21 protein-coding genes are annotated in these 25,694 nt (G+C 72.1%); 14 read left to right on the forward strand and 7 right to left on the reverse strand.

The genetic code is table 11. The features are described 5' to 3' along the window. Positions 1–48: 48 nt before the first annotated feature. On the forward strand, positions 49–1,290 hold the full coding sequence (locus tag AC5677_RS03050; protein WP_497193437.1) for an ATP-grasp domain-containing protein: 1,242 nt from the start codon (positions 49–51) through the stop codon (positions 1,288–1,290). A 45-nt stretch (positions 1,291–1,335) separates the two neighbouring features. Here AC5677_RS03050 and AC5677_RS03055 read toward each other — a convergent pair whose 3' ends face one another. Next, positions 1,336–2,445, reverse strand: a complete 1,110-nt coding sequence (locus AC5677_RS03055) for a PP2C family protein-serine/threonine phosphatase (protein WP_497193438.1) — start codon at positions 2,443–2,445, stop codon at positions 1,336–1,338. Positions 2,446–2,540: 95 nt separating this feature from the next. Here AC5677_RS03055 and AC5677_RS03060 point away from each other — a divergent pair, with 95 nt between their 5' ends. The 6 genes from AC5677_RS03060 (at position 2,541) to AC5677_RS03085 (ending at position 10,623) form a co-directional block, all read left to right on the forward strand. Next, entirely contained in the window at positions 2,541–2,699 is a 159-nt protein-coding gene (locus AC5677_RS03060) for a hypothetical protein (protein ID WP_497193439.1), read from the forward strand. 7 nt (positions 2,700–2,706) lie between these two features. Continuing rightward, positions 2,707–3,669: a cyclase family protein gene (locus tag AC5677_RS03065; protein ID WP_497193440.1), complete on the forward strand. Its 963-nt coding sequence runs from the start codon at positions 2,707–2,709 to the stop codon at positions 3,667–3,669. Positions 3,670–3,826: 157 nt separating this feature from the next. Beyond that, positions 3,827–6,661 (forward strand): SpoIIE family protein phosphatase, encoded by a 2,835-nt coding sequence (locus AC5677_RS03070; RefSeq protein WP_497193441.1) that lies wholly within the window; start codon positions 3,827–3,829, stop codon positions 6,659–6,661. A 184-nt stretch (positions 6,662–6,845) separates the two neighbouring features. Continuing rightward, positions 6,846–8,381, forward strand: a complete 1,536-nt coding sequence (locus AC5677_RS03075; protein WP_497193442.1) for a sugar ABC transporter ATP-binding protein — start codon at positions 6,846–6,848, stop codon at positions 8,379–8,381. Next, positions 8,378–9,427 carry an ABC transporter permease gene (locus AC5677_RS03080; protein ID WP_497193443.1) on the forward strand — a complete coding sequence of 350 codons (1,050 nt, stop codon included), beginning with the start codon at positions 8,378–8,380 and terminating at the stop codon, positions 9,425–9,427. The genes AC5677_RS03075 and AC5677_RS03080 overlap by 4 nt, the downstream gene beginning before the upstream one ends. Further along, positions 9,424–10,623 (forward strand): substrate-binding domain-containing protein, encoded by a 1,200-nt coding sequence (locus AC5677_RS03085; RefSeq protein WP_497193444.1) that lies wholly within the window; start codon positions 9,424–9,426, stop codon positions 10,621–10,623. The genes AC5677_RS03080 and AC5677_RS03085 overlap by 4 nt, the downstream gene beginning before the upstream one ends. Before the next feature lie 43 nt (positions 10,624–10,666). On the opposite strand, the gene AC5677_RS03090 is transcribed toward AC5677_RS03085, so the two are convergent. Next, on the reverse strand, positions 10,667–12,085 hold the full coding sequence (locus tag AC5677_RS03090) for an MFS transporter (RefSeq protein WP_497193445.1): 1,419 nt from the start codon (positions 12,083–12,085) through the stop codon (positions 10,667–10,669). A gap of 229 nt (positions 12,086–12,314) precedes the next feature. Between AC5677_RS03090 and AC5677_RS03095 the strand changes: the two genes are divergently transcribed. The 4 genes from AC5677_RS03095 (at position 12,315) to AC5677_RS03110 (ending at position 16,483) form a co-directional block, all read left to right on the forward strand. Further along, on the forward strand, positions 12,315–12,815 hold the full coding sequence (locus tag AC5677_RS03095) for a nucleoside deaminase (RefSeq protein WP_497196491.1): 501 nt from the start codon (positions 12,315–12,317) through the stop codon (positions 12,813–12,815). 158 nt (positions 12,816–12,973) lie between these two features. After that, on the forward strand, positions 12,974–13,600 hold the full coding sequence (locus tag AC5677_RS03100) for a GntR family transcriptional regulator (RefSeq protein WP_497196492.1): 627 nt from the start codon (positions 12,974–12,976) through the stop codon (positions 13,598–13,600). A 162-nt stretch (positions 13,601–13,762) separates the two neighbouring features. Beyond that, a complete protein-coding gene (locus tag AC5677_RS03105) occupies positions 13,763–15,073 on the forward strand; it encodes an amidohydrolase family protein (protein WP_497193446.1) in 1,311 nt (436 codons plus the stop codon). 81 nt (positions 15,074–15,154) lie between these two features. Beyond that, positions 15,155–16,483, forward strand: a complete 1,329-nt coding sequence (locus AC5677_RS03110) for an amidohydrolase (protein ID WP_497193447.1) — start codon at positions 15,155–15,157, stop codon at positions 16,481–16,483. Positions 16,484–16,542: 59 nt separating this feature from the next. Here AC5677_RS03110 and AC5677_RS03115 read toward each other — a convergent pair whose 3' ends face one another. Continuing rightward, on the reverse strand, positions 16,543–17,547 hold the full coding sequence (locus tag AC5677_RS03115; RefSeq protein ID WP_497193448.1) for a GlxA family transcriptional regulator: 1,005 nt from the start codon (positions 17,545–17,547) through the stop codon (positions 16,543–16,545). Positions 17,548–17,685: 138 nt separating this feature from the next. Here AC5677_RS03115 and AC5677_RS03120 point away from each other — a divergent pair, with 138 nt between their 5' ends. Continuing rightward, positions 17,686–18,276 (forward strand): cysteine hydrolase family protein, encoded by a 591-nt coding sequence (locus tag AC5677_RS03120; protein WP_497193449.1) that lies wholly within the window; start codon positions 17,686–17,688, stop codon positions 18,274–18,276. Between the two features lie 131 nt (positions 18,277–18,407). Here the strand turns inward: AC5677_RS03120 and AC5677_RS03125 are convergent, their stop codons facing one another. From AC5677_RS03125 to AC5677_RS03140, 4 genes are all read right to left on the reverse strand, one after another. After that, a complete protein-coding gene (locus AC5677_RS03125) occupies positions 18,408–19,208 on the reverse strand; it encodes a maleylpyruvate isomerase family mycothiol-dependent enzyme (RefSeq protein WP_497193450.1) in 801 nt (266 codons plus the stop codon). 104 nt (positions 19,209–19,312) lie between these two features. Next, positions 19,313–19,744: a protein-tyrosine phosphatase family protein gene (locus AC5677_RS03130; RefSeq protein WP_497193451.1), complete on the reverse strand. Its 432-nt coding sequence runs from the start codon at positions 19,742–19,744 to the stop codon at positions 19,313–19,315. Positions 19,745–19,829: 85 nt separating this feature from the next. Then, on the reverse strand, positions 19,830–20,162 hold the full coding sequence (locus AC5677_RS03135; protein WP_497193452.1) for a DUF4387 domain-containing protein: 333 nt from the start codon (positions 20,160–20,162) through the stop codon (positions 19,830–19,832). Beyond that, a complete protein-coding gene (locus tag AC5677_RS03140) occupies positions 20,159–21,529 on the reverse strand; it encodes an acyclic terpene utilization AtuA family protein (RefSeq protein WP_497193453.1) in 1,371 nt (456 codons plus the stop codon). The genes AC5677_RS03135 and AC5677_RS03140 overlap by 4 nt, the downstream gene beginning before the upstream one ends. A 333-nt stretch (positions 21,530–21,862) precedes the next feature. On the opposite strand from AC5677_RS03140, the gene AC5677_RS03145 reads away from it, so the two are divergent. Together AC5677_RS03145 and rox are read left to right on the forward strand one after the other, a co-directional pair. After that, complete coding sequence (locus AC5677_RS03145) at positions 21,863–23,923, forward strand: AbeC-like domain-containing protein (protein WP_497193454.1); 2,061 nt, start codon at positions 21,863–21,865, stop codon at positions 23,921–23,923. Positions 23,924–24,233: 310 nt separating this feature from the next. Next, the gene (gene rox, locus AC5677_RS03150; RefSeq protein ID WP_497193455.1) at positions 24,234–25,688 is read left to right on the forward strand and encodes a rifampin monooxygenase; all 1,455 of its coding nucleotides are present in this window, start codon (positions 24,234–24,236) and stop codon (positions 25,686–25,688) included. Positions 25,689–25,694 lie beyond the last annotated feature (6 nt).

The raw sequence follows: 25,694 nt of genomic DNA on the forward strand, positions 1-25,694 counted from the left end.
CCACCGGCCGACATGCCGGGCCGCCGCGTACCGGAAGGACGCCCCACCGTGAAGAAAGTCCTGTTGATCGAGGCCGATGTCGCCGCGGGCGAGGACCTGCTGACCGCCGCCGCGGAGCTCGGCGTGGAAGCCTATGTGGCCACCCACAAGGAGCTGTACCTGCGCTACCGGCCCGAGTTGCGGTCGATGATCACCGCGCCCGTCTTCACCGACTTCCGCGACTCCGCGGCCGCCCTGGACCAACTGGCCGCCTTCTGCCGCACGACCGGCATCGACGCCGTCGTCGCCTGCTGGGAGTTCCTCTCCCCGCTCGCCACCCGGCTGGCGGCCGAGCTGGGCCTGCCCGGACACCGCCCCGAACTCGCCGACGCCTGCCGCAACAAACGGCTCATGGCCGAGGCCTTCGCCGCCCACGGCGTGCCCTGCCCCCGCACGGTCGTCGCGGCCGATCACCCCACCCTCGCCCGAGGAATCGCGGAGGCCGGGCTGGCCTACCCCCTCGTCGTCAAACCCGCCGAGAACGCGGCCTCGATCGGGGTGTCCGTCGTCCGGACGCCGCAGGACCTTCCCCGTGCGACGCAGCTCGCCCGGTCCGAGACCCATAAGTTCCCGCACGGCATCGCGCTGGACACCACGCTGCTGGCGCAGGAGTACGTGGACGGGGACGAGTTCAGCGTCGAGACGATCGTCACCGGTGGCGAGGCGCACCACCTGGCCGTCACCGAGAAGTTCACCACCCAGGGCACCAGCCGCGCCGAGCTCGGACACACCGTCCCGGCCCAGTTGCCCCGTGACCTGGGCGCGGCCGTGCGGGCCGCGGCCACCGAAGCCCTCGCCGCACTCGGGTTGCGCGACGGCATCGCGCACACCGAGGTCAAGATCGACCCACAGGGCGGGCCGAAGGTCATCGAGGTGGGCGCCCGGCCCCCCGGCGACCACATCATGAGGCTGGTCAAGGAGGCGCTCGGCATCGACGTCGCGCGCGCCTACCTCCGGACCACGCTGGGCGAACGCCCCGACCTCAGCGCGCGGCGCGAGACGGCCGCCGCCGTCCGCTTCCTCACCGCTCCGCGGGCCGGCACCCTCGGGAGGATCGGCGCCCTGCCCCACGGCCCGCACATCATCGCCGCCACCCTGTCGAAACTGCCCGGCGACGAAGTCGGCGGCCCCGAGCACAACCTGGCGCGCATCGGGCAGATCATGCTGCGGGCGGACACCGCCGCGGAGGTCAACACGGCCGCCGCGGCGGCGCTGCGCTCCCTCACCGTGGAGATGGCCACGCAGGAGTGAGACGACGGGCGCGCGCTGTGGTCGCCTGCCGGGTTGCGGGTGGCGTCAGGCGACCGCCGCGCCGCCCTGTGCGGCGGCCTCTTCGCCTTCTTCGCCTTCTTCGTCTTCTTCGTCGAGCCGGACGACGAGGAGCATCGCCACGTCGTCCGCCAGCCGGTCCTCGGTGTGGCGGATCAGTCCCAGGTGCAGTTGTTCCAGGAACTCCGGCGGGGTGCGGGCGTCCAGCGCTTCCATCGCCTCGGGCAGCGGGAAGAAGTCGTCGTGGCTGTCGCGGGCCTCGGTCACGCCGTCGGTGTGCAGCAGCAGACGGTCGCCGGGTACGAACGGAAAGGTCTCCGCGGTGGCGGACGGAGCGGTGATGAGGTCTTCCAGGCCGAGCGGCGGCAGCGGATCGCTGGGCATCAGGGCATGGGCCTTGCCCCGGCTCAGCACCAGCGGAGGCGGATGGCCCCGGTTGACCACCTGGACCACGGGGCTCTCCGGCACCTGGGCCACGAGCGCGGTCACGAATCCCTCCGTCAGCACTTCGGGATCGACGGCACCGGACACGGCGCGCTCCCGCCGCAGCGCGGCCGCGCAGTGGCTCATCACCTCCACCAGTTCGTGCTCGTAGTGCACGGCCTCCCGGAACGCCCCCAGCACGGCCGCGGCCGCGCGCACCGCAGGCAGTCCCTTGCCCCGGACGTCCCCCACGATCATCCGGACCCCGAACCGGGTCTGCACGGCCTCGTACAGATCACCGCCGATCTGCGCCCCCGTCTCGGCGGCGAGGTACATGCTGGCCGCCCGCACCGGACCCAGCCGGGCGGGAACCGGCCGCAACAGCACCTCCTGGGCCGCCTCGGCGATCCGGCGGACCTGGTTGAGCTCGTTGCGGATGCGCCGGTGCGCGGTGGTGCTCATGACGAAGCTCGCCACGGACACCAGGAGAATCGCCACGAGATTGGTGTAGACCTGCTGGCCGCCCCATGCCTGGTTGTAGGTGGCGGTGGTCACACTGACGGCCAGCGCCAGAGCCGCCGCCGCGAGGGTGCCCCGGGGGCCCATCGTCACCGCGGCCAACGCCGGCGTAGCGGTGAGGAGCGGCCCGGTATACAGAAAGTGTGCAGGTGAGAGTTCGATGGCCACCACGAGCAGGGCGAGCGCAAAGGGCACGCACTGCACGCAGGCGAGAAGGAACCTGCTATGACCGCCCGCTCTCGGTTCAGAAGATGAGCGGAAAGGCGACCGCATAGCTACAGCCTGCCTCCATGGAGCCCGATGTTCCACTTGTTGTGGCCGCCGAGCGGCCCTTCGGACGGGGCCGCCCGGCCCGGAGAAGGCGGGACACGGCGGCGCAGCGGCTGCGGGCGGTCGCCGAGCGGGCGACGATCGAGGGACCGGCCCCGACCGCCCCCTTGGAGCGCTGAGCAGCAGATGACCGGCAATCCCAGCGATGCACCGGCACCCCCGCCGGCCGACAACGGGCCCGCCGTCTCCCGCCAGGAGTTCGACGCGCTCTTCGAGGCCGTCCGTACGTGGGGGCGCTGGACCCCCGCCGACCGCGGCGCCTGGAACCGGGTGACCCCGGAGCACGTACGGCGGGCGTCCGCCCTGGTCCGGTCGGGAACGGTCGTCCCGATGGCGCGCCCCTGGGACACGGCCCCCGGCCCGGACAACACCAGGCCCGCCCTGCACCACATGTCCGAGCTGGGCGACATCGAGGCCCCGGAACCCGCCGTCCACAGGGACTTCATCGCCGTCGACTACCACGGCAAGTCCGTCAGCCATGTGGACGCGCTGTCCCACGTCGCCTACCGCGGGCGGCTCTACGACGGCCACGCGGCGCGCGAGCTCATCGACTCCGGCGGCGCCCGCTTCGGTGCCGTATCGGCGCTGGGCGCCCTCGTCACCAAAGGCGTGCTCCTCGACCTGCCGGCCGTTCGAGGCTGCCCATGGCTGGCCCCCGGACAGGCCGTGCGCGCCGAGGACATCGTGGCGGCGGAGAAGGCGCTCGAGGTGACGATCGGCGAGGGCGATGCGGTGCTGCTGAGATCCGGCAGCGTGCGCCGCCGCCGGGAACTGGGCGCCTGGGACCCCGGCGCGGCGAGCGCGGGCTTTCACGTCGATGCCCTGCCCCTGCTGGCCGAGCGCGGGATCGCCCTGCTCGGCGGCGACGGCGACAGTGATGTACGGCCCTCGCCGGTCGAGGGGCTGCACTCCCCGGTCCATGCGCTGGCCATCGCCGCGATGGGGGTACCGCTCCTGGACAACCTCGATCTCGAAGCGCTCTCCGCGGTCGGCGCCGCGACGGGCCGTTACGAGTTCCTGCTCCTGGTAGCCCCGCTGAACATCCCCGGCGGCACCGGCTCGCCCGTCAACCCGGTCGCCGTCCTCTGAGAAAAGCCCAGGTCACCACCGCGATCACGGCGACGGGAAGACCGTCTCCCCGATCCGGACCCCCACACCCCCGAAGTCCTACAATTAGGGCGAAAGGTGCAGCTGCTCCGGCGTACGAGTGGCCATAGCTGCGCGTACGGATGTGGAAGTGATGCGGATGGGGCTCATGGGAGACGGAATCGGCCCCGCACGTGCCCGTGAGCAGTTCCTCCGAGGTGAGCCGGTTCAGGGGTCCGTGCGCAGCTCGATCCTGAATTCGTGGCAGCGTTCCCGGTCACTGGGGCTCTCACCGGAAGGCTGCGAGCTTCCCTTCCATCAGGATCTCGACCTGGACGGGCGGCTCGTCCACGCCGCCGGGCCCGTACTGGACCGCCTGCAGTCCAGGTTCACGGGCCGGAACATGAATGTGTCCCTTGCCGATGGACACGGTGCCGTACTGCAACGCCGTTTCGGTGAAGCGTCCGCGGTCAGGCATCTGGCCGCCATTCAGAGTGTCCCGGGATTTGTGTTCGCCGAGCAGTTCGGCGGTACCAACGGAATCGGTCTGGCACTCGCGGAACGACAGCTGATCAATGTCTACGGGGCCGAGCACTTCGCCGAACGTTCGCAGTCCAATGCCTGTTCGGCAATTCCGATCCGCGATCCGCTCAGTGGGCGCATAGAAGGCATCCTCTGCTTCGGCTATCCGCTCGCCGATGCGGACGAGGCGTTGAATGCCGTGATCCGCAGGGCCGCCGGCGCCATCGAACGGCGGCTGCTGGAAGAGAGTTCGACGCGGGAGCGCGCTCTGCTCGAGGCGTACCTCGACGCCCGGCGCCACTCGTCGACCGGAGCCGCGACCGGCAACGGGGAGCCGGGCGAGCTTGCCGAGAGCGGGCTGGACTGGCGCGATCAGCTGATCCTGGAGGAGCGGGCCACCGCTCTGATCGCCTCGTCGCAACGGGCCGCCGTCGAGGTACCCCTGCCCGACGGACGGCACATCACCCTGCTGAGCCGGCCGGTGACCAGCCCCTCCGGGGTGGAGGGCGTCATCGTCGAAGCGGTCCTCCCCGCACGGCATCAGCGCGTCACCGTCCCCACCGAGGCCGGCGCCTCGCCCGCCCCCCTGACGCCGCCGACGCTCGCCCCAACCCCCGTGCCGGCCAAGCGCGTTCGCGGTACCGCACCCGGCCGACCGGCCACGACCGCGGGCACGTCCGGCGCCGGCGAACGTGCCGCCGGCGGGCTGGTGCTGGTGGGCGAGCCCGGGGTGGGGAGGCACGCCCTGGCGGCCCGGCGCCGCCTGGAGCTGCTGTCCGAGGCCAGCACCCGCATCGGCACCACCCTGGACGTGAGCCGCACCGCACAGGAACTCGCCGAGATGGCCGTCCCCCGCCTGGCCGACTTCGTCACCATCGACCTGTCCGAGGCGGTGCTGCGCGGCGACGAGCCGGCCGACCCCCGCACCGATCTCCACCGCACCGTGGTCCATGGCTTTCGCGAGGACTGCCCCTTCTACCCCGCGGGGGAGCGCGTGCACCTCCGCCCCATCACCCCCCAACTCCGTTGTCTGGCCGACCGGCAGCCCGTGCTCGAATCCGATCTGAGAGCCGCCCCGGGCTGGATCGCCCAGGATCCCGCGCACGCCCAGCGCCTCCTGGACCACAACGTCCACTCCCTCATCGCCGTCCCCCTCCTCGCCCGCGGTATGGCCCTGGGCGTGGCGAGCTTCTACCGCTCGCGGGACCCCGCCCCCTTCGGGGACGACGACCGTTCGCTGGCCCAGGAACTCGCCGCGCGCGCCGCCGTCTGCATCGACAACGCCCGCCGTTACACCCGCGAGCACACGATGGTCCTCGCCCTGCAGCGCAGCCTGCTGCCGCGCAGCTTCCCGGAGCAGAACGCCGTCGAGGTCGCCTATCGCTATCTGCCCGCCGAGTCCGGGGTCGGCGGGGACTGGTTCGATGTCATCCCCCTCTCCAGCAGCCGCGTCGCCCTCGTCGTCGGGGATGTCGTCGGCCATGGCCTGCACGCCGCCGCCACCATGGGCCGGCTGCGCACCGCCGCCCGCAACTTCGCCGAACTGGACCTCCCCCCGGACGAGGTCCTCACCCACCTCGACAATCTCGTGGGACGCCTCGACCGGGACGAGGGCAGCGAGGAACCCTCCCCCGAAAGCACCGGCATCATCGGCGCCACCTGCCTGTACACCATCTACGACCCCACCTCGCAAAAGTGCGTGATGGCTCGGGCCGGCCACCCCCCGCCCGCCCTGGTCCACCCCGACGGCACCGTCACCTTCCCCGAACTCCCGGCCGGCCCGCCGCTGGGCCTGGGCGGCCTCCCCTTCGAAACCGCCGAGTTCCACCTCCCCGAAGGCAGTCAGCTCGTCCTCTACACCGACGGAGTCATCGAGGACCGCCACCGCGATATCGACACCTGCCTGGAGCAGCTGCGCCGGGCGCTGGCCCACCCGAGCCGCCCGCCCGAGGACACTTGCGAGGCGGTGATCCGGGCCATGGTGCCCGGCCGGCCCGCCGACGACATCGCCCTGCTCGTCGCCCGCACCCACGCCCTGGACCCGCACCGGATCGCCACCTGGGAGCTGCCCGCCGACCCCGCGCTCGTCTCCGGCATCCGTGCCGCCGTCACCCGCCGGCTGGCCGAATGGGGGCTGGACGAGATGGCCTTCGCCACCGAGCTCCTGCTCAGCGAGCTGGTCACCAACGCCATCCGCTACGGCACCGGCCCCGTCCGGGTGCGTCTGCTGTACGACCGCACGCTGACCTGCGAGGTCGCCGACTCCAGCAGCACCGCCCCGCATCTGCGCCACGCCGCCGCCACCGACGAGGGCGGCCGCGGCCTGTTCCTCGTCGCGCAGCTGTCCCAGGCCTGGGGCACCCGCTACACGGCCGACGGCAAGGTCATCTGGGCCGAATGCGCTCTGGAGGTGCCCGGCGGAATGCCCGGCATCGCCGAGAGCTGTTTCGACGACATTCCCGCCATCGAATAGCCGATCCGACAGAGAAACCACAGCGGGCCGTAGCATGCCGAAATGCGGAAATGCGGCAACAGGGGCAGATGGTGCGGGTGGTGCGGCGCGAGAGCACCCAATACGGCGTCCTCACCCACGCGGAGCGCACACCGGCACGGCCCATTCCGCCGGGAAGAGCTGAGGCCGTCCCCCGGAGAATTCCGTGCCTGACGCTTCCGACATCTCCCCTCCCCCACTCTCCGGCCCCGAGCCCCTCGTCCGGATCCGCGGTCTCAGCAAGCGGTTCGGTGGCACCCTCGCGCTGGACGCGGTCGACCTCGACATCCATGCCGGCAGCATCCTCGCCCTGCTCGGGCCCAACGGCGCCGGAAAGTCCACCCTCATCCAGGTACTCGCCGGCATCCACCAGGCGGACGAGGGCGAGGTGACCGTCGCCGGACACCCGCTCGGCACCGAAGCGGCCGCCCGCACCATGTCCTTCATCCACCAGGACCTGGGACTCGTCGAGTGGATGACGGTCGCCGAGAACATCGCTCTGGGCACCGGCTATCCGCGCCGCGCGGGACTGCTGTCCTGGCGGCTGACCTACAGACGGTGCGCCGAGGCCCTGAGCGTCGTCGCCGCGCACCTCGACCCGCGCGCCACCCTCGCCGACCTCCCGCGGGCCGAACGCTCCCTGGTGGCCATCGCCCGCGCACTGTCCACCCGGGCCGCACTCATCGTCCTCGACGAGCCGACCGCGAGCCTCCCGGCAGCGGACTGCGCCCGGCTCTTCGACGTCCTGCACACCCTGCGCGACCGGGGCCACGCCATCGTCTACGTCACCCACCGTCTCGACGAGGTCCACGAAGTCGCCGACACCTTCGCCGTCCTGCGCGACGGCCGCCTCATCAGCCGGGGCCCGCTCGCCGACCACGGCACCGCCCGGCTGGTGCACGACATCGTGGGCCAGGAACCGGGCAGCTACCACTTCGCCCCCGCCGGAAGCCGGACCGTCCTGAGCCTGGAGCGGGTACGGACCGCGAACACGGCACCGGTCAGCCTGGCCCTGCGCACCGGCGAGATCGTCGGCATGGTGGGCCTCACCGGCGCCGGACACATGGAACTGGGCCGCGCCCTCGCCGGCGCCCGGCCGCTCCTCGGCGGACGCGCCCGGCTCAACGGCCGGCCGTACCGCCCGCGCACGGTCGCCGCCGCGGTCGGCTCCGGCGTCGGCTTCGTGACCAGCAACCATCAGGAGGAGGGCTGCGCCGCCGAGCTGACCGTACGGGAAAACTTCCTGGCCAACCCCCGGGCGGCGGGCGTGCCGGCCTGGCGCTGGATCGGCCCCCGGCGCGAACGGGCCGAGGCCACCGCCCTGGTCGAACGGTTCTCGGTGTCTCCCCCGGACGGCGAGGCGCCGATCGCCACCCTCTCCGGGGGCAATCAGCAGAAGGTCATGGTCGGCCGGTGGCTGCGGATGCACCGCAGCCTGCTGATCCTCGAGGAGCCGACCGCCGGGGTGGACGTCGGCGCCAAAACCGCGCTCTACCGCCTGCTCCAGGACGCGCTGGCCGACGGCCTCGCCGTCCTGCTCCTGTCCACCGACTTCGAGGAGGTCGCCCACGTGTGCCATCGCGCCCTGGTCTTCGTCCGCGGGGCGGTGACGAGGGAGCTCAGCGGCAAGGCCCTCACCGTCACCGCACTCGCCCGCGCCTCCTCGTCGATGCCCGCCCTCACCGGGAATGCGAGGCGATGACCCCTCCCCGCTCACCCCGTCCCCCGCTGGGCCGCCGCCTCGGTCATCCCATCGGCGCCTACGGCCTCCTGGCGCTCACCGTCCTGCTGTTCCTGGCCTTCTCGCTCGCCCTGCCCGACACCTTCCCCACCCTGGACAACATCTCGGCGGTCCTGTCCAACCAGTCGGTCCCCGCCATCCTCGCGCTCGGCGCGATGATCCCCATCGTCACGGCCAAGTTCGACCTGTCCATCGGCTACGGTCTCGGCCTCGCGCACGTCATGACCATGCAGCTGATCACCGCCGAAGGGTGGCCGTGGCCGCTCGCCTGCTGCGTGGTGGTACTCGGCGGGGCGCTCATCGGCGTCTTCAACGGCGTCGTCGTCGAATACGCAAGGATCGACTCCTTCATCGCCACCCTCGGCACCGGCAGCATCCTGTACGCCGTCACCGGCTGGATCACCAACGGGGCCCGGATCGTCCCCGGCCCGCACGGCCTGCCGGCCGCCTTCACCGACATCTACGACTCCAGGTTCCTCGGCCTGCCGGTGTCGGCCTTCTACGTCCTCGCCCTCACCGCCGTGCTGTGGGTGCTCCTGGAGCGGCTGCCGCTCGGCCGCTACCTGTACGTCATCGGCTCCAACCCCCGCGCCGCCGACCTGGTCGGCATCCCCACCCGACGCTATGTCATCTACGCCTTCACCGGCTCGGGTCTGGTCGTCGGGATCGCCGGTGTCCTGCTCGCCGCGCAGCAGCGCATCGGCAACCCCAGCGTGGGCCTGGACTATCTGCTGCCGGCGTTCGTGGGCGCGCTGCTCGGCTCCACGGCGATCAGACCCGGCCGTCCCAACGCCCTGGGCACCCTGATCGCCGTCGTCATCCTCGCCATCGGCCTCGCCGGCATCGGCCAGCTGGGCGCCCAGTTCTGGGTCACCCCGCTGTTCAACGGCACCACCCTGCTCATCGCCGTCGGCATGGCGGGCTACGCCGCGCGACGGCAGCTCCGCCTCCGACGGACGGAACCGCCCCGCACCGCACGCCAGCCCCTTCCCGAAGTCCGCCCATGACCGCCGCCGTCCCCACCACGCCCTCGCCACGGCGCGGAGCGTGCAGGCTCGCGCATAGCAGGGCCGGTCTGCGCAGCGCCGTCGTGCTGGCCCTGGCGGCCGCGGTCCTCGCCGGCTGCGAGCGCGGGGCATCCACCGGCACGGGCCCCTCCTCCGCGGCGCCGGCACGGCCCGGCTGCCCCACCGTCCTGGACCGTGCCGAAGCGGCCGTCCGGCAGGCCGAGCGGACCAGGTCGGCCAGGAACGGCCCGGCCGGCGGCCCCAGGGCCGTCACCGGCAAAAGCATCGTCTATGTCGCGCAGACCATGACCAACCCCGGCGTCGCCGGCGCCGCCCAGGGCGTGGCGGAAGCGGCGAAAGTCATCGGCTGGAACCTCCGGGTGATCGACGGTCAGGGCACGCCCGCCGGGATCCAGGCGGCCTTCGGCCAAGCCATCGCGCTGCGGCCCTCGGGCATCGTCATCGGCGGCTTCGACCCCGAACTGACGTCCCAGCAGGTCGCGCGGGCCCGCGCGGAACACATCCCCCTCATCGGCTGGCATGCGGTCGCCCGCCCCGGCCCGAGCACACACCCCCCGCTCTTCAGCAACATCACCACCAAGGTCACGGATGTCGCGAAGATCAGCGCGGACTGGGTCATCGCCCACTCCCACGGCCGCGCCGGAGTCGTCGTGTTCACCGACGCCTCGATTCCGTTCGCCCGGAACAAGTCCGAACTCATCAAGAAAGAGCTGGCCACCTGCTCCGGCATGAAGCTTCTGGCGGAGGAGAACATCCCGATCCCGGACTCCAGCAGCCGGACCCCCCAGGAGGTCTCCGCGCTCCTCTCCCGCTTCGGGGACGCCTGGACCCACTCCGTCGCCATCAACGACGTGTACTTCGCCGACGCCGCGCCCGCCCTGCGCGCGGCGCGCAAGAAGGGCGGCGCCGCACCCTTCAACATCGGCGCGGGCGACGGCGACCCCTCCGCCTTCCAGCGCATCAACAGCAGACAGTTCCAGGCGGCCACCGTGCCCGAGCCGTTCGCCCAGCAGGGCTGGCAGATCCTCGACGAATTCAACCGCGCCTTCTCCGGAAGCCCCGCCAGCGGATACGTCGCCCCCGTACACATCGCCACCGCCGCCAACAGCAAAGGCGCAACGACCTGGGACCCGCCCGGCTACCGCGCGGTGTACCGGAAGATCTGGGGCAGGTAGGCCCCGGGAAGGAACGGAACCGCCGTCCCACCAGGGGCGCGCTTCACGCTCGCCCGGTCTTCGCCGGTACGCACCGCCAGGCGAGGCCCGCGGCGAGCAGATAGGCGAGTGCGCCGATGGCCATGCTGGTGCGCGTTCCCGCGTTGTAGTCGGTGGCCGTGGCGAGCAGGGTGCCGCCCAGGGCCACGCCGGTGGCGCTGCCGATCTGGCGCGTGGAGTTGAACAGCGCGGAGGCGGTTCCCGCGTACGCGGTGGGCGCGGCGCCCATCACGGTGGAGGTCGAGCCGGTGAGCGCGAAGGAGGTGCCGAAACCGGCGGCCATCATGGGTGCCACCAGGAGCGGGTAGGCCGGATCTGCGCCAGCCGCGGCCCAGCCCGCCAGCCCTGCGGCGGCGAGGAGCATGCCGGAGACCACCAGCGGACGATCGCCGGTGGTGCGGGCCAGCCGTCCGGACAGGACGGAGGCGAACATGGTCATCGCCACCGCCGGGAACAGGGCCACGCCGGTGCGCAGAGCGCTGAAGCCGCGCTGGTGCTGGAAGTCCAGGCTGGCGGTGAACACCATGCCGTAGAAGCCGAAGTTGAACAGCAGGCCGATCGCGGCTCCGCCGCTCAGCGCGCGCGAGCGCAGCAGGTCCGGCGGCAGGGCGGGAGACCGGGCCAGCCACTCCCGCACCGCGAGCGCCGCGGCGGCCAGGACGGCCAGACCCAGCCCGGCGAGCACGGCCGGATCGGACCAGCCCCGCCGTCCGGCCTCGTTGAGTGCGGCCGTGAGCAGCGCGACCGCCGCCACGACCAGGCATTGCGCCGGCCAGTCCAGGGCCCGGCCGGGGCGCCGTGGCGAGGGCGCCACATACCGCAGCGTCAGCACAAGGCAGACCACCCCGACCGGCAGGTTGATCAGGAACACCCAGCGCCAGCCCGCCGTGGAGACCAGCAGTCCGCCGAGCAACGGCCCGGCGGAGGCCGCGATGCCCGCCATCGAGCCCCACAGCCCGAAGGCCCGTGAGCGCGCGGCGGGCGCCGGATAGGCCTGCTGGAGCAGGGCCAGGGAGCCGGGCACGATCAGCGCCGCACCGAGTCCCTCCGCCAGCCGGGCGCCGACCAGGAACGGGGCGCCGGGCGCCAGCGCGCACGCGGCCGAGGACGCGGTGAAGACGGCCACGCCCGCGCAGAAGACCCGGCGGTTCCCCAGCCGGTCGCCGAGCGCCCCGCCGGTCAGCAGGAACCCGGCGAAGACCAGGGTGTACCCGTCGGTGATCCACTGGATCCCGGTGAGCGAGGCCGACAGGTCCCGCCCCACCACCGGCACCGCGACGTTGATGATCGTCACATCCAGGATCACCATGAAATACCCGGCGCACACCGCCAGCAGCGGGGCCAAGGACCGCCGTCCCTCACCCGGTGCCGCCGCGGGAGGGGGTACGGACGCACCGCCACCGGCCGTCTCCGCGAACTCCACGGCGCCCACTCCATCCCGTTCGCGGAGGCCCGCTACCAAGCTGATCGGAGGAAATGCACTGGAAGGAACAGTACGGTGCGTAGGGTGCGGATCGGGACAACCAGGCTGTATGACCTCCGCCGCCGGGGTGCGGCCGTTCTCCTTCTCCGGTTCCTGCAGCGTGGCCGGCTCCGGCGGTCCCGACCGGTTCCCACCGGTTCCCCGCTCCCGGCTCGGAGGACAGCACGCCATGGACTTCGCCCAGCGCACCATCGACCTCGCCCGGCAGAACGTCACCGAGGGGGGCCGCCCCTTCGCCACCGTCATCGTCAAGGACGGCGAGATCCTGGCCGAAAGCCCGAACCGCGTCGCGCAGACCGGCGACCCGACCGCGCACGCCGAGATCCTCGCGATCCGCGAGGCGTGCGGAAAGCTGGGCACCGAGCACCTCACCGGGACGACCGTCTACGTCCTGGCCCAGCCCTGCCCCATGTGCCTGGGTGCGCTGTACTACTGCTCGCCGGACGAGGTCGTCTTCCTCACCACCCGCGACGCCTACGAACCGCACTACGTGGACGACCGCAAGTACTTCGAGCTGAGCACCTTCTACGCCGAGTTCGCCAAGGACTACACCGAACGACGCCTGCCGATGCGCTACGAGCCCCACCCGTCCGCCGTGGAGGTCTACGCGTACTGGCAGGAGCGCAACGGCGGCGAGCGACGCGTCGCCGGTGCCCCCACCGCCGGCTGAGCGTGTGGCCGCGGACCCGTCCCGCCCGGGCCGGACGGGTGCCGTGCGGGACATATCCTCGCCGGAGACACGCCGAGCGGAGGATGGTTGAGGTGCCGGAGAGGGCAAGGGCCGGTGCGGCCGGTACGGAGGGCGCCGCCGCCCGCGGGGCCGGCTCGATGAGCGCGCGGGCGCGGGAGGCCGTGCGGCAGCGCATCGTCGACCGCCGCTATGCGCAGGGCGTCCGCCTCGTCGAGCGCGAGGTCGCGGAGGAACTGGGCATGTCGCGCGTGCCGGTCCGCGAGGCGCTGCGCTCGTTGGTCGCCGAGGGCCTGCTGGAGCTGCTGCCCAACAGCGGGGTACGGGTGCGCACACTGGCGCGGGCCGATGTCGACCATCTCTACGAGGTGTGGGAGCCGCTCTCGGTCCAGGCGGCCCGGCTGGCGGCGCGGGCCGCGGCCGGTGATCCGGAGCGCCTCGCCGCGCTCCGGGCGACGCTCGGCCAGGCCGAGCGGGCCGCGGCGGACGACGAGGGCACGCGGGAGGTGGCGGCGCACACCGCGTTCCACGAAGGCGTCGTGGCGCTCGCGGGCAACCCGCTCCTCGCCCGCACGATGGAGCAGCTGAGCTGGCAGCTCCAGCTGCTGTTCGGGCTGCGGGCGGAACCGGCACATATGCGGTCCCAGCACGCGGAGATGTTCCGGCGTATCGCGGCGGGCGACGAGGAGGCCGCGGCGGCCGTCACCCTGCTCCACGTACGGGACAGCAGGGCCGTGGCGATACGTTCGCTCTTCGGGCACGGCTAACACTCTTTGTATACCAACCCTCCAGCTCAACGAGTTCGGCGGCGCGGTCAACCCTGAACTTCGCGCTCCAGCAGCCCATTCTCCAGTAAGCCTTGTCACCTCGGAAGAGTTTGGTATACAAACTGGCTACCCCCTGCCCCGTACATCCCCCGAGGAGCTCCCATGTGCATCGACGCCGTCCCCCCGCCCTCTCGCAAGCTGACCCGCCGGGGCGTTCTCGCGGGCGCCGCTGCGCTGGCGGGCACCGTGGGCGTGAGCGGCGCGGCCCTCGCGTCCCCGGCCTCGGCGGCCACGCGGAACACCGCCGGGCGGAACGCCGCCGAGCAGCAGGGCCCCGCACCCCGCGGAGGCAACCTCGTCATCCAGGGCGGCACGCTGCTCGATCCCGCGACCGGGGACGTCGTCGAGGACGCCGTCGTCGTCATCGAGGACGGGACCGTACGGGCGGCCGGCGCCCGCGGAGCGGTGGAGACCCCCGAAGGCGTGACGGTGCTCGACGCCCACGGGAAGTGGATCCTGCCGGGGCTGATCGACGCCCATATGCACCTCAGCACCCTCGACGAGGCACGCGACGCGATCCGCGGCGGAGCCACCACGGTCCGCAGCGGTTCGACCAGCTTCTACCAGGACATCGCCCTGCGGGAGCTGGCCCGTCAGGTCCCGGTGCAGGCACCCCGGCTGAAGGCCGCGGGCGTCTTCGTCACCCCCGACCTGTCCGACACGGTGCTGGCCGATCCGGACCTCACCCCGCTGGCCCGCCTCCGGGGCGGCGTGCGCTCGCCCGAGGCGCTGCGCCGGGTGGTCGAGGTCAACCTGCAGCGGGGCGCCGACGTCATCAAGACCCGCGTCAATGAGCGCGCCGGGCTGCCCGACCAGGACCCGCTCACCCAGGTGTACTCGTACGAGCAGCTGTCCGAGGTCGTCGGCGCCGCGCGCCGGGCCGGCAAGGGCGTCCTGTGCCACAGCTACAGCGAGAAGGGCTGCCACGACGCCGTCACGGCGGGCATCCGCTCCCTGGAGCACGGCGTGTTCGTCGGCGAGCGCACCCTGCACGAAATGCGCCGGAGGGACACCTACTTCACCCCCACGCTCACCGCGATCGCCGGCATGATCGGTGACTCCGATCCCGTGCTGGACGAGCGGGGCCGCACCTTTCTCCCGGTGCTCAAGCGCGCGGTACGCGCGGCCCACGAGCTGGGCGTGCCGCTCGCGGCGGGCACCGACTCCTCGGGCGGGAAGGTCGACCGCATCGGCGGCGAAGTGGAGCTGATGCGGGAGGCCGGGCTGCCCGCGCTGGACGCGATCCGCACGGCCACGACGGGGGCGGCGCGGCTGCTCGGCCTGGAGAAGCGGGTGGGCCGCCTCGCGCGCGGCTACGCGGGAGACGCCATCGTCGTGGACGGGAACCCGCTGGCGGACATATCGGTGCTGAAGAAGCCGGTACGCGTCGTGCGCACCGGCATCCCGGTCTGAGCCGTACCGGCCCCTCCCCTCTCCCCCCTTCTCTCCCTTCTCCCTCCCCTCACCCTCTTCTTCACGTCCAAAGGAGCCTGTATGAGGCCCTCCTCCCTCCCCTCGCACGGGGCAACCCGGCGCAGCGTCCTCGCCGGCGCCGCGGCGGCCCTGTCCACCACGTCGTCATCGGCCCGGGCGGAGCCCGCGGCCGGCCCCCGGGGGCACGGCGACCGGCCCGCCCACCCGGTGGTCTTCCGCAACGTCCGGCCGAACGGTGCGCACTCGCCCGTGGACCTCACGGTCATCGACGGCCGGATCACGGACCGTCCGGCGCCGCCCGGCGCCGATGTGGTCGACGGCGACGGCCGCATCGCGCTCCCGGCCCTGGTGAACGCGCACATCCACCCCGACAAGACGACGTGGGGCGGCTCATGGGTGTCGCGCAGGCCCGCGCACACCATTGCCGACTACGCCGCGCAGGACGCGGATCTCTTCCGCAGCCAGCACCGCCCCGTCGCGGAACGCGCCCACGGCCTGATGGCGCACGCCGTCACCCGCGGCACCCGGGCGATGCGCGCCCACGCCGATGTGGCCCCCGCCTACGGCCTCGCCTGCGTCGACGGCGTGGGCGAAGCCCGCGAGCGGCTGCGGCATGCGCTCGACGTCCAGATCGTGGCGTTCCCTCAGCACGGCGTCATCCGCACGCCCGGCACCGCCGAGCTGCTGGAGGAGGCCGCGCGCACCGGCGCCATCGACATGATCGGCGGCATCGACCCGATCGGGTTCGACCACGCCCTCGACGAACAGCTCGACCTGGTCTTCGACCTCGCCGACCGCCACGGGCTGGGCGTCGACATCCATCTGCACGACCAGGGCAAGGACGGCACCACGGCGCTGCGCGCCATCATCGACCGCACCCGGGCGCTGTCCTTGCGGGGCAAGGTGACCGTCAGCCACGTCTTCTGCCTGCCGGCCCTGGCCGACCGCGAACTCCGGTCACTGGCCGAGGACTTGGGGCAGCTGGACATCTCCCTCACGACGGTGGCGCCGTCCGACTCCCTCGTGCTGCCGATCGCGCGGCTGCGCGAGCACGGCGTACGCGTCGGCCTGGGTACCGACGGGGTACGCGATGCCTGGAGCCCCTTCGGCAACGCGGACATGCTGCACCGCACGCATCTGCTGGGCTGGGTCACCGACGTCCGGCTCGACGAGGAGCTGAGCGACTGCTACCGCGTGGGCGCCCACGACGGCGCGGACGTCATGGGCCTTCCCCGGGTGGACTTCACGCCCGGTTCCCCGGCCGACTTCCTCCTCGTACGCGGCGAGTGCCTGCCGCAGATCGTGGTGGACACCCCCCGGCCGGACATGGTCGTCCACGGCGGCCGCGTCGTGGCCCGGAACGGGGAGCCGGTCCACCCGGACCGGTGAGCCGGGCCTGAGCACGACGGGATCCGGCCACTTCCCCGTGCGAGGCGGCGAGTTGACGTTCAACGCTTCGTCGCCTCGCGCGGGGAAGGCGCGTAGCGGAATCCGTTCCGGTATTCGGTGGGAGTGGTGTTCAGCTTTCTGCGGAATGCCCGCACGAGGGTGGCGGTCGAGCCGAAACCGCAGGTGGTGGCGATGCGCTCCAAGGTGGCGTCGGTGGACTCCAGTTGATTGCGGGCGAGTTCGACCCGCGCGGATTCGACGTAGGTGGCCGGGGTGACACCGAGTTCCGCGGTGAAGATGCGGGTGAGCTGGCGTTCGCTGACGTGCGCGTACTCGGCCAGCTCCGGGACGGTCAGCGACCGGTGCAGGTTGCCCATGATGTATTGCCGGACATCGTCGATACGCCGGGTCGTGGCGGCCGGCTCGGTCGGAACGCTGAACTGGCTCTGTCCGCCGGAGCGTTTGAGGAACATCACGAGCTGCCGCGCGACCCGCAGGGCGATCTGTTCGCCGAAGTCGTCGGCCACCAGGGCCAGGGCGAGATCGAGGCAGGAGCTGATCCCCGCGCCGGTCCACACGTCGCCGTCGCGGATGAAGATCGGATCGGCGTCGACGGTGACATCCGGGTGGTCGGCGGCAAGCTGCGCGGCCGTCGACCAGTGCGTGGTGGCGCGGCGGCCGTCGAGGAGTCCGGCGGCCGCCAGCAGGTGCGCCCCCACGCAGACGGACGTCACGCGGCGGGTGGTGGCGGCGAGGGCCTTCACCCGGGCGACCACGGCTTCGTCGGTGAGGGCCTGGACGCGGCGCCGGTCGTCGACGTGGACGGCACCAGGGACGAGGAGCGTGTCGATGCGGTGGCCGATGAGGGCGTCGAAGGTGGTGTCGGGCAGGACGCGCACACCGGCGGAGGTGGTGACGGGGTCCGGGGATTCGGCGGCCAGGACCACGCGGTAGCCGGTGTCGGTGTCCATCTCGCGCTGGGTGAGGGCGAACACTTCGGGCGGGCCGGTGACGTCGAGGAGGTCGACGCCGGCGAACAGGACGATCACGATCAGCCGTTCCATCCCGGCCGCCTTTCCGATGTCGGTTTCTGCACGCTGGATGACCTGGCAGACATCCTGGGTGGGTCATAGCGTGGCATACGAAGCCACCGACGCGTGGCCGCAACTTTCCTTCAACCCTCGCCCTAGGAGGGCTTTTCCATGTCTTCGACGACCCTTCGGCAGCTCAGCGGCCTCACCGAGACCCCGGCCACGCTCGCGGACGCGACGCTGATCATGGTCGACTTCCAGAACACCTACACCCAGGGCGTGATGGAGCTGACCGGCTGGCAGGAAGCCCTGGACTCCGGCGCCGCGCTGCTGGCACGGGCGCGGGAGGCGGGGACGCCGGTGATCCACATCATCAACGACGGCGGCGAGGGCACCCCGTACGACATCCGCGCCGAGATCGGAGCCATCCACAAGGCCGTGGCCCCGGCCGACGGCGAGCCGGTGGTGGTCAAGTCCGTCCCGAACGCCTTCCACGACACGGACCTGGAGGAGAAGCTCAAGGCCACCGACCGCAAGAACGTCATCCTCTGCGGGTTCATGACGAACATGTGCGTGCAGTTCACCGCCGAGGGCGCGTTCCTGCACGGCTACACCCCGACCGTGGCCGCCGACGCCTGCGCCACCCGGCCCCTGAACGCGGCCGGAACGGAGCTGACGGCCGAGCAGATCCACCAGGGCGCGCTCGCCACGATCGCCGACCTCTACGGAGTCGTCGTCGCGAAGGGTGCAGCTGTGGTGTGACGCCTGCCGCTGCCATGGCGGCCGTCCGCACTACGAGTGAGGGCCCCACCCCCGAACGTCTTCCGGGGGTGGGGCCCTTCGCGCTTGGCTCTGTTGGCCCTCTTCGCCCTCTTCGCCCTCTTCGCCGGGGATCAGAAGGCCGTATGGGCGAACCAGTGGTCCAGTACAGCCGGCTCGCCCGAGACGTCGAAGACGCTCTCCTGGTACGACCGCCGGCCGTAGAGCAGCAGCAGGAGGTCCGCCGCCGGCCCCCGCACGGACGCCTGCGCCGCGGCGGGCGTGGCGTCCGCCCCGGCCCCCGGAAGCAGGCGGAAGCCGTCCGCCGCCAGCCGCACCCGCCACTCCTCGTCGGTGTCCGTGCACTGGAAGGCGAGGGTCTCGCCGGTGCCGCGCAGCTTCGCCACGGCCGGGGCGAAGATCCCCGCGTAGGGGAGGTTGACGAGGAACTCGTCCACTCCGTCCGCCGCCGTCGCGGCGTCGACCCCCGACTCCCGGCCGAGGGCACGCTCCGCGTCCACCCGGTGCACCAGCGTCTCGAACAGCATCCGGCGGGCCCAGAACCGTGCGTGCTGGTCCTCGCCCCAGGCCCACATCGCCGCCTGGGGATCGGTGTCCCGCAGTACGGCGGCCACCGCGGGGACGCCCGCCGCCACCCAATCGGCATACTCCGCCGCGCTCTCCGGCAGGCCCAGTTCCACGTCACGGCTGCGCGGCGGCTCCTGCACCTGCCGGGTCAGCAGCGCGCAGAACCAGCGCTGCAGCGCTCCCACGTGCTGGGCCAGGTCGGCCAGCGCCCAGTCGGGGCAGGAGGGCACGGCGGTCGCCGGGTCCGCACCCTTGACCACCTCGGCAAAGAGCAGGGTCTCCCGCTCGATCGCCTCCCGGTAGGTGTCGTACGGCAAGGGGTGTCCCGCCCGGCTCGTCGTCGCCATCAGCTGACGCCTTTCTGTCCACGGCATGCTTCCTGTCGTGGTCAGTGTGGAGGTTGGAGTCCACTCGAAGGCAAATCCCGCCACCCCGTCGGCGCGCTGCGCCCTCAGTCGGTGAAGCGGCGGACGTAACGCTTCTGCCAGGGGGTTTCCACGGCGCGGCGGTCGTAGTTCCGGCGGACGAAGTCCACCGCCCGGCCGGCCGGTACGCCGTCCAGGACCGCGAGGCAGGCCAGGGCCGTGCCGGTGCGGCCACGGCCGCCGTGGCAGGCGACCTCGACGCGTTCGGCGTCCGCGCGGGCCCATGCCTCGCCGAGGACGGCTCGGGCCTCGGTGCGGCTGCTGGGCAGCCAGAAGTCCGGCCAGCGCAACCACTCGGCCTCCCAAGGGACTTCGGGAGGCCGCTTGCCCAGCAGATGCACGGCGTAGGTGGGCGTCGGTCCGGCGGGCAGCGGGCGGCCGAGCGCGCGGCCTCGCACCAGGCGTCCGGAGGGCAGCCGCAGGACGCCGGTGTCGGTTGCTTTCCAGGTCTCGGCCATCGGCTCACCGTAGTGGAGGTGCTCGCCGCGCGTACCGGGGATCGCGTTCCCGGCCGCCCGGAGCGGCGGCCGGAGTCCGGCGTCCTCAGGGGGTCGGCAGGCGCAGCGTCAGCAGCGGGCCGTGCTGCTGCGCCCCGTAGACGTCGCGTTCGCCGACGTTCCCGGAGACGAGCGGGCGGCGCAGGTTGATCTTCACGGCCTTCGCCGGATCGTAGAAGATCGGCTCGCTGACGTCGGCGACGGGCAGCCGGTAGAGGTCCGCCACCAGGGCGCGGCTGATGGCCCGTTGGCGCTTGACGAGGTCGTACTGCTCCTGGTCCGTGAAGATGATGTCGAGGGTGATTTCGTACGGCCCGGAGTTCTTGCTGCGGATGACGTCGGCGAGTTCGGTCAGTGGCGCGGTCGACGGAGCGGTCACGACGGGTCTCCGGGGTAGTCGAGGTAGGTGATCGGGAACAGCGCGAGGGGATCGTCGGCCGTCATGAGGTGGTAGACGCTCCACTCGTAGACGGCGCCGGCGTGGAAGTCGGACGGCGAGTAGGGGAAGGCCAGATTGCCGGCCGTGGACAGCCGCCCGGGGTAGCCGAAGTGCAGCATCGTGGAGCGGGCGAAGCCACAGAGGGTGTCGGCGAGGTCCTGGGTGTCGGCGACGGCCTCGATGACGATGCCGGCTTCGTGCCCTTGCGGCAGCGGTGACGGTTCGAGCGGGCCCATGCAGCCGTCGGCTCCGTAGACGCGCACGAGCAGGTCGTAGCTGCCGGCTGGGATGTCGGGGAAGTTGTCCGCCACCCGCTCCCGTACGCCCTGGACGATCGTGTCGATCTCGCGGAGGAAGAACGGGTCCCGGGCGCCGGCCAGCGACACGGTGCGGTATCCGCGCAGCCGGGCGCCTTCGAGTTTGACCGCGAAGGGCTGAGCGATATGGCGGGAGCCGGACACGCGCACGCTGCGCTCGTCCGCCGCCGTGAAGACACAGTCGCTGAGGTCCAGGTATCCGCCGGGTCCGGGGAGCCGGCAGGGGTCGTTCTTCTCGTAGAGGGTGTGGGCCGCCACCGATGTGGGGGTGCACCGTCGAGCCGGGTTCAAGGGCTCGAGGACGAAGTGGTCCTGGCGCAGCGTGCCGAGCATGCAGTCGCTGCCGCTGCCGGGCTCGGCGGCGATCGCGGCGCACTCCAGGATCTTGCTCATGTGCAGGGCCAGTCCCTCGTCGAAGCCGTGCAGCAGCGGCAGCGCGGCGAACACCGCAGGATCGTAGGCGCGCCCGGCGAGGACCACGTCGGCGCCGTTGCGCAGTGCGGCCACGAGCGGTTCCGTGCCCATCTGCGCCACCAGGTGCGTACTCGCCCGGACGTCCTCGGCGGTGAGCCGCGGGCCGTGCGGAACCTCGCTGATCCGGCCGTCCCGCAAGGCCTGCAGGACGGTTTCCCGGTCGATGTCGGCGGGAATGACGGCCGCGCGGAGGCGGAGCCCCTGCTCGGCGGCGATCTCGTCGACGATGCCGCGGAGCCACGTCAGGTGCGGGGCGGCCCCGGCGCCGCCCGCGGATCCGATGACCACGGGGACGCCGAGGCGCTGCCCGGCGTTGATCATCCGCTCCAGATCGCGCTTGACCGCCGTTCGGTCGGTGAACGATTCTCCCGCGCCCAGGTAGTACGGCCCGGGGTCGCTGGAACCGGCGTCGGCGGCGATGACGTGGGGGCGGCGAGCCAGACCGGCTTCGAACGACGCGTCCGGGAATCCATATCCCAGGATCGCCGTGGCGGACAGCACGCGCATCTCGTCCATCGCGTCTCCTGAAGAGGGTGGTGGGACGCTGCGGCGCCCTGGGGCCACAGCTCGGTACGGGAGCCGCGCCGTCGCCGCGGCCGGCGAACAGGCGGCCAGCGAACAGTACGTTGCCGAGGGAGCTGTTGCCGCATGTGGCCCCGTACTTCGGCACGAAAGTCTCGGTGCTGTGGTCGCACGCCGCATCAGGACCGCCGTCGCTCTCTCGTCATGCCACCGGTGGTGCCGGTCCGGGGCTGGTACAGCCGCGCTCCGAGGAGGGAGAATGTGGCCCCGCTCAATCAGAGGGCACGGGGGGCTCAACTGATGGACAGAGCAAGGGAGTTACGGGAGATGGGGCGCCCGACGGCGCGGGCCGGGGAAGGCGATTCCGAGACGACCCGGGTTCTGTGTCGGGGGCTCTACACCCGCTCCTGGTACGTCCCACGGCGATCGGAGCGGGGCGGCAGCGGCGGCGTCCCGTGGGCGATGCCGTGGGGCGAATCCGCCGCCCGCTGGGTGATCGACCATGTGCTCCACGGGCCGGTCCCGCCGGTCCCCTCGTACGGCTTCGACCTCGTGCCGATCCTCGCGCACAGCCTGCGCGTGCGCCGCATCCAGTGGATCCGCCGCACCGTGCTGCTGACCTTGACGGGTCTGATCGTGGCCTGGATGCCGGTCGGCAGCGCGATGTGGTGTCTCGGCCTTGCGGTCGCCTGGGTGCTGGGGCCGTCCGGGCGCCATTGGGTGATCTCGGCGCTGGCGCTGCCCGTGGTGTGCGCACCGGCGGTGCATGACCGCGTCGACCTGGCGGTGGTGCGGGACGCGAACGTCATGCTCGAGGTACTGGCCACGCCGCTCGTGCTGTCGGCCGCCGCGGTCCTGGTGTACGTCGTCGACCACGTGGTGGCCGGTGCGGCCGGCGCGGGGCTCCGGCGTACCGAAGGCCGGCTCCCGTCCAGCGGGCCGCTCGCCCGGCGCCGGATCGCGGCGATCGGCGCCCGCCAGCACGGCGAGCGACTTCCGTACGACGCGACGGGACGGTTCATCGGAGCGGGCCGCGAAGCGCGGGCTGCCGAGAGCATCCGTCTCGTCCTGCGGTCCAAGGTGTTCGGGCAGCCCCTGCCCCCGCTGAACGAGGCGGAATTGCTGCGGCGGATGCGTGCGGCCCCCGCCCAGGCCGCGGGCCGCGCTGGCGATACGGACGGCGGTGGCGATGGCGATCGGGACGGCGGTTCGGCGGAGGCGGAGGCGGAGGCAGCGGCCGTACTCCCCCGCCTCCTGGTGACGACCGTGCAGGCCGTCCCCGCCGGTCTCTGGCCCGAACCGGCCGGCGCGGCTGCTTCCCCCGCGAGAGGGGGCGGCTGGGATCCGGGGGAGGCGCTTCGCCCCTATCTGCTGATGCAGTCCCGGAGCCGGGGCGATCAGCTGGTCGTCAGCCTCTTCGTCCAGGCCGCACTGCAGGACGGCGAACTGCGGCTGACCGTACGCCCGCAGCTCATGGCGCCACTGGTACCCACTCCCGACCGGGATGGCGCGCTCATCATCGGCCTGCGAGGTGCGCAGGCGCTGGGCGGCGCGGTGTACCGGAGGCTGCGCAAAATGCACGGGGGCTCCCCGGACGGTGCGGGACAAGCGCATCCGGTGAGTCTGCGGGACCACTTCTCGCTGCCGAAGATCGAGGACCTGCAGCAGCGGGACGAAGCCGAACGCGGCCTCGGCGCGCTGCGTGCCCAGCTTCTGCGCAGTACGGAAGCGGCCCTGGGCGAGCTGGGAGTACTCGTCGAGGAAGTCCACGCCGAGGCACGCTCGGTGATCAACAACATCCAGGTCCACGGCGACAATCGCGCGCCGATCCAGGCCATGGCCGTCGGTGGCCATGTCATCGATCCCCGCCAGAACATGCAGGCCGGTCAAGCCGACCGAGCCGGGCAGGCGGTCGTCCATCGGGGGAGCCAACCCATGAGCCCTGGCCCGTTCTTCCCGCGCCGCCGGCAGCAGCCGGAGCAGCAACCGCCCGTCGGGCCCGATCCCACGCGCGGGTCCGAGCCCGCGGGTGGCTCCGGCGTCACGGTCGGCGGCGCCAACCACGGCACCGTCCAGAACGCCACCGGCACCGTCTCCCACGTCCACCAGACGGCCACGGTCCACAGTGCGGCCGCCGTCGACATCGGCACCGTCCTGGAACTCCTGTCGGCCTTCCGCGCCGACATCGAAGCGCACTCCCCCGACCTGCCCGACGCCCAGACGCTCCGCGACCATGCGGACCTCGTCGACGCGGCGGTGCCCGACCCGGCGAGCAACGCCTCCGCGCTCCGCATCGCCATCCGGAGCATCCCCGCCCTCGTGGCGGGCACCGCCGTCCAGCAGACCGGCGAGGCACTGGCCTCCGCCCTCTCGGGACTGCTGAGCTGAACGCCCCATGGTGGCCGGGGCGGCGCTTCAGTCGTCCCGGCCACCGGACCCCGCGCCGGAAGCCGCACCGGACCGCACAGTGGGCCCCCACGGACGACCCCGCAGACAACAAAGGGCAAGGAGGTTACCCGCTCCTTGCCACTCTCAACATATAGCGCACGGGGGGCCTTGCGGCAAGGCCCCGGTCATGGCGCACAATCGTCCGCCGAGGCCAGGACCTGCGGAAATCAGGGACTCGCGGAGTCCCTGAGCGTTTGTCGACGCGTGGGGCAGCTGGCCGCATATCCATCGCACCACATGGGGGGGCTTCATGTTTGACGTGATCATTGCCGGTGGCGGACCGACCGGCTTGATGCTGGCCGTCGAGTTGCGGCTGCACGGCGTGCGCGTGCTCGTACTGGAGAAGGAAACCGAGCCGACCCTGCAGTCGCGTGCGCAGGGGCTGCACGCGCGCAGTATCGAGGTGATGGACCAGCGCGGTCTGCTGGAGCGGTTCCTCCCGCTCGGCGAGAAGTTCACGGTCGGCGGCTTCTTCGCCGGTCTCGGCAAAACCTGGCCGGAGCGGCTGGACACGGCACACTCGTACGTCCTCCGCATCCCGCAGCAGGTCACCGAGCGCCTGCTGACCGAGCGCGCCATCGAACTCGGCACCGAGATCCGGCGCGGCTGTGAACTGGTCGGGCTGAGCCAGGACGAACACGGGGTGACCGTCGAGCTGGCCGGACGTGACGCAGTCGCCGGGGGCGGGGACGGCACGCAGCTTCGCGCGCGCTACCTCGTCGGCTGTGACGGCGGCCGCAGCACGGTGCGCAAGCTGCTCGGCGTCGGCTTCCCCGGTGAGCCTTCGACGGTCGAGACGCTGCTGGGCGAGATGAGGCTGACCGCGTCGCCGGAGGAGCTGGACGCGGTGATGGCCGAGGTGCGCAAGACCCAGCAGCGGTTCGGCGCCATGCCCCTGGGCGACGGTGTGTACCGCGTCGTCGTGCCCGCCGAGGGGGTGGCCGAGGACCGTACGGTCGCGCCGACCCTCGACGAGTTCCAGCAGCAGCTGCGGGCGTACGGCGGCACCGACTTCGGCGCGCACTCCCCGCGCTGGCTCTCCCGCTTCGGCAACGCCACCCGGCAGGCCGAGCGCTACCGGGTCGACCGGGTGCTGCTGGCCGGCGACGCGGCGCACATCCACCCGCCGACCGGCGGGCAGGGCCTCAACCTCGGCGTCCAGGACGCGTTCAACCTCGGCTGGAAACTGGCCGCCGCGGTCAACGGCTGGGCGCCGGAGGGGCTGTTGGACAGCTATCAAACCGAACGGCACCCGGTGGCCGCGGATGTGCTGGAGAACACCCGCGCACAGATGGAGCTGATGTCCACCGAGCCGGGCCCCCGGTCGGTGCGCCGGCTGATGTCGGAACTGATCGACTTCGAGGAGGTGAACCGGTACCTGATCGAGAAGATCACGGGGATCGGCATCCGCTACGACTTCGGCGAGGGCCACGCGCTGCTCGGCCGACGGCTGCGGGACATGGAGCTGAAGCGGGGGCGCCTCTACGGGCTGATGCACGGCGGCCGCGGGCTGCTGCTCGACCAGACCGGCCGGCTCTCGGTGGCGGGCTGGTCGGACCGGGTCGACCATGTCGTCGACGTCAGCGAGGAGCTGGACGTGCCCGCGGTGCTGCTGCGGCCGGACGGGCATGTGGCGTGGGCCGGTGAAGATCAGCGGGATCTGACCGGTGAGCTGGCCAAGTGGTTCGGGGCTGCCGCCGGCTGAGCGCGT

The sequence above is a fragment of the Streptomyces sp. JLSY215 genome (assembly GCF_059682825.1).

Bases quoted from the DNA above. Each gene is read 5' to 3' on its own strand.
- AC5677_RS03120 (WP_497193449.1), top strand. From the start codon at position 17,686: ATGTCTTCGACGACCCTTCGGCAGCTCAGCGGCCTCACCGAGACCCCG.
- AC5677_RS03130 (WP_497193451.1), bottom strand. From the start codon at position 19,744: ATGGCCGAGACCTGGAAAGCAACCGACACCGGCGTCCTGCGGCTGCCC.
- rox (WP_497193455.1), top strand. From the start codon at position 24,234: ATGTTTGACGTGATCATTGCCGGTGGCGGACCGACCGGCTTGATGCTG.
- AC5677_RS03070 (WP_497193441.1), top strand. From the start codon at position 3,827: ATGGGGCTCATGGGAGACGGAATCGGCCCCGCACGTGCCCGTGAGCAG.
- AC5677_RS03115 (WP_497193448.1), bottom strand. From the start codon at position 17,547: ATGGAACGGCTGATCGTGATCGTCCTGTTCGCCGGCGTCGACCTCCTC.
- AC5677_RS03060 (WP_497193439.1), top strand. From the start codon at position 2,541: ATGGAGCCCGATGTTCCACTTGTTGTGGCCGCCGAGCGGCCCTTCGGA.
- AC5677_RS03065 (WP_497193440.1), top strand. From the start codon at position 2,707: ATGACCGGCAATCCCAGCGATGCACCGGCACCCCCGCCGGCCGACAAC.
- AC5677_RS03145 (WP_497193454.1), top strand. From the start codon at position 21,863: ATGGGGCGCCCGACGGCGCGGGCCGGGGAAGGCGATTCCGAGACGACC.
- AC5677_RS03095 (WP_497196491.1), top strand. From the start codon at position 12,315: ATGGACTTCGCCCAGCGCACCATCGACCTCGCCCGGCAGAACGTCACC.
- AC5677_RS03125 (WP_497193450.1), bottom strand. From the start codon at position 19,208: ATGGCGACGACGAGCCGGGCGGGACACCCCTTGCCGTACGACACCTAC.
- AC5677_RS03105 (WP_497193446.1), top strand. From the start codon at position 13,763: ATGTGCATCGACGCCGTCCCCCCGCCCTCTCGCAAGCTGACCCGCCGG.
- AC5677_RS03100 (WP_497196492.1), top strand. From the start codon at position 12,974: ATGAGCGCGCGGGCGCGGGAGGCCGTGCGGCAGCGCATCGTCGACCGC.
- AC5677_RS03080 (WP_497193443.1), top strand. From the start codon at position 8,378: ATGACCCCTCCCCGCTCACCCCGTCCCCCGCTGGGCCGCCGCCTCGGT.
- AC5677_RS03085 (WP_497193444.1), top strand. From the start codon at position 9,424: ATGACCGCCGCCGTCCCCACCACGCCCTCGCCACGGCGCGGAGCGTGC.
- AC5677_RS03140 (WP_497193453.1), bottom strand. From the start codon at position 21,529: ATGGACGAGATGCGCGTGCTGTCCGCCACGGCGATCCTGGGATATGGA.
- AC5677_RS03110 (WP_497193447.1), top strand. From the start codon at position 15,155: ATGAGGCCCTCCTCCCTCCCCTCGCACGGGGCAACCCGGCGCAGCGTC.